The sequence below is a fragment of the Mesorhizobium sp. M7A.F.Ca.CA.001.08.2.1 genome (genome assembly GCF_003998455.1).
In the GTDB taxonomy this organism is placed as follows: domain Bacteria; phylum Pseudomonadota; class Alphaproteobacteria; order Rhizobiales; family Rhizobiaceae; genus Mesorhizobium; species Mesorhizobium ciceri.
This window is the reverse complement of sequence record NZ_RZPW01000698.1, coordinates 1-3,299: the sequence shown is the minus strand read 5'-3', so window position 1 is coordinate 3,299 and position 3,299 is coordinate 1. Positions and strand designations below refer to the sequence as shown.

3 protein-coding genes and 1 pseudogene are annotated in these 3,299 nt (G+C 63.0%); 2 read left to right on the top strand and 2 right to left on the bottom strand.

From position 1 onward, the window contains the following. A partial coding sequence (locus tag EN914_RS29295) for an MHYT domain-containing protein (RefSeq protein WP_245497865.1) occupies positions 1-1,051 on the bottom strand: 1,051 nt, incomplete at its 3' end. Positions 1,052-1,352: 301 nt separating this feature from the next. Between EN914_RS29295 and EN914_RS29290 the strand changes: the two genes are divergently transcribed. Beyond that, positions 1,353-2,576, top strand: coding sequence for an argininosuccinate synthase (locus EN914_RS29290; RefSeq protein WP_024504024.1), 1,224 nt, complete (start codon positions 1,353-1,355; stop codon positions 2,574-2,576). 5 nt (positions 2,577-2,581) lie between these two features. After that, a complete protein-coding gene (locus EN914_RS29285; RefSeq protein ID WP_024504025.1) occupies positions 2,582-3,103 on the top strand; it encodes a hypothetical protein in 522 nt (173 codons plus the stop codon). Between the two features lie 73 nt (positions 3,104-3,176). On the opposite strand, the pseudogene EN914_RS39425 reads toward EN914_RS29285, so the two are convergent. Continuing rightward, positions 3,177-3,299: pseudogene (locus tag EN914_RS39425) on the bottom strand (murein transglycosylase); the annotation flags it as partial.

Sequence of the window (3,299 nt, the reverse complement as noted above, 5' to 3'; positions counted from 1 at the left end):
GACCGAGAAGGTCTTTCTGATCCTTGAAGCGCTTGATGGCGGCAAACTCGTCACCGCCGAGCCGCGCGACGAATTCGCCATCGCCGGTCAGTTTCGCCAGCCTGCGGGCGACGATCTTGAGCGCCTGGTCGCCGGCCGCGTGCCCCCTGAGGTCGTTGATCTCCTTGAAGCGGTCGAGATCGATGACGATGACGGCCGTCATCGTTTCCTTGTCTTCCCGCGCCCGTTCGATCTCATGGTCGAGGCGGTCGTTGAAGGAGACCCGGTTGGCAAGGCCGGTAAGCGCATCGTTGAGGGCAAGGTGCTGAAGCCGCTCGAAGCTTTCCAGGCGGCCGCGCTCATCGATCAGATAGCTGGCGAAACCCGTGGCCGCGACGATCAGGCCGACAACGGCGACGGCGACCGCCATCGCCACGAGAATATCCGGATTGGTGCCGGTGGAGATGAAGGACAGCGGCGTCACCGCTACCGCCGCCATCGCCGTGAAATGCAGGCCGACGATCGCCAGCACCAGCAACCCAATGGCGAGATAGTGCGACCAACGATATGGCCGGCGCACGGCATGGCCGACGGCCAGGGCGGAGAACACCGCCGAGATGACCAGTGAGGCCACGACATAGGAGCCGTCCCATTCGACGATGCCGGCAACGTGATAGGCCATCATACCGGTGTAGTGCATGGCCGAGATCGCCAGGCCGACGACGACGCCGCCCCATTCCGGGGCCAGCCGCCGGCTCTTGCCGGATGCGAGGGTGAAGCCCAGCCCGGTGCCGACGATGGCGATGACCAGGGACGCCATGGTCAGGACCGGATCGAAGGTGATCGGCGCGCCGGGCTGGTAGGCCAGCATGGCGATGAAATGGGTGCACCAGATCGACGAGCCGGCGGCGACCGCGGTCAGGAACAGCCAGCCCTTCATCTGCACGCCGGTGGTTTTCCTCGAACGGTCGAAGAGGCCGATCGTCACCCAACAGCCGGTGACGCACATCAGCGCCGCCAGGAGGACAAGCCACAGATTATGCTCCGTGGCGATGCATGATATAACGCGCATCGAGAGTCGCCCAAGCCCGAGGAGCCCGCGACAAGGCAGGCAAGAAGCCGCCCGGAACGTGCCCAAGGCGGCTTTGTCGTAAGTGTTAGCGGCACGGCATGAAAACTTGATTAAGTCTCACCGGCAAATGCAGCCTTTGATTGCAGCAGGTTGTTTCCGCTGCCGGCATCGTGCTCCCGCCATACGCTGGACCAGAAGCCATGCACGCACGCGTGCTTGCTCGCTCTGCCGTTCCTGCTAAAAGGCGCTGCGACAAATCCGTGACGCCCAGGCTGGGGCGTCCGCCACCGACGGGGTAAAAATGTCCAAAACCAAAGACATCAAGAAAGTCGTGCTCTCCTATTCCGGCGGTCTCGACACATCCATCATCCTGAAATGGCTGCAGACCGAGTTCGGCGCCGAGGTCATCACCTTCACCGCCGATCTCGGTCAGGGTGAAGAGCTGGAACCGGCGCGCCGCAAGGCCGAGATGATGGGCATCAAGGACATCCGTATCGTCGATGTGCGCGAGGAATTCGTCGCCGACTTCGTCTTCCCGATGTTCCGCGCCAACACCGTCTATGAAGGCACCTATCTGCTCGGCACCTCGATCGCCCGGCCGCTGATCTCCAAGCATCTCGTCGATATAGCCCGGGAAACCGGCGCCGATGCGATCGCGCATGGCGCCACCGGCAAGGGCAACGATCAGGTTCGCTTCGAGCTCTCGGCTTACGCACTGAACCCCGACATCAAGGTCATCGCGCCGTGGCGCGACTGGACGTTCAAGTCGCGTACCGACCTGATGAATTTCGCCGAGCAGCACCAGATCCCGGTGCCGAAGGACAAGAAGGGCGATGCACCGTTCTCGGTCGACGCCAACCTCTTGCATTCGTCCTCCGAGGGCAAGGTGCTGGAAGACCCGTGGGTGGAGCCGCCGGAATTCGTTCATCAGCGCACCGTTTCGCCGATGGACGCGCCCGACAAGGTCACCGAGATCGAGATCGAGTTCCTGAAGGGCGACCCGATCGCGCTCAACGGCAAGAAGCTGTCGCCGGCAACCATGCTGGCGGCGCTCAACGATCTCGGCCGCGACAACGGCATCGGCCGGCTCGACCTGGTCGAGAACCGCTTCGTCGGCATGAAGTCGCGCGGGGTCTATGAGACGCCCGGCGGCGCCATCCTGATCGTCGCGCATCGCGCTATCGAATCGATCACGCTCGACCGGGGTGCTGCCCACCTCAAGGACGAGTTCATGCCGCGCTACGCCGAACTCATCTACAACGGCTTCTGGTTCGCGCCCGAGCGCCTGATGCTGCAGGCGATGATCGACAAGAGCCAGGAAGACGTCGAAGGCACGGTGCGGCTCAAGCTCTACAAGGGCAACGTCATGGTCACCGGCCGCAAGTCCAGGAAAACGCTCTATTCCGACGCGCTGGTCACCTTCGAGGACGACCGCGGCGCCTACGACCAGAAGGACGCCGCCGGCTTCATCCGCCTCAATGCACTGCGGCTGAGAACGCTGGCAGCGCGCAACCGTGCCAAGTAGGGCGGATGCGCGGTTTCGGTCGCTGCCTGGCGCCGCTGGTTGTTCTGGCGACGCCGGCCGCCGGCCAGGAGTTCGACCCCGCCTCTCTTGACCTTCCCGCGCTGATCGAGTGCAGGGCGGACGTTCCGACTTACAACGACTTTGCCCTGTGGCTGTCCAGCGCACCGGGTGCCGTTGAAACGCTTGGCTGGAAGGAGGTTGCCTCCGCCAATCCGTTTCTCAGCCAATACGAACTGCCGGCCAAAATCCGCGTGTTCAACCGCGAGACAGGATCGATCGTGTTTACCGCTGCGGGGCCGATGGCCGTGCTCGACGGCGTTGCCGCGCCGGAGCTTGCAAAAGAACTCGACGTCATGGCCGTTTTTTCCACGCCGCAAAAATTCCTTGGCGAAAAGGCCGTTTTCCAAAGCACCGAAGAGTCGGAAGGATTGACCTTCTCCACGGACGTCAAGCTCAACGTCTCGACCGTCGAGTCCCATCCCGGCAAGACCCTGGCCGGCTGCTCCTACACGCTCGAGATCAAATAAAAACCCGGCATTCACGCCGGGTTTTCGATCAAGTCAAAAAATGGCCGGGGCCTTCTGCCCGGTGCATGTTCCGTCAATCGCCGTCGATCGCCGTGGCAATGCGGGCGATGGCCTGCTGATAGACGCTCGCGGAATTCCAGCCGGCAATCGCGCCCATATTCGCACTCGCGCTCGCGCCTGCCCGCCAGCCATGACC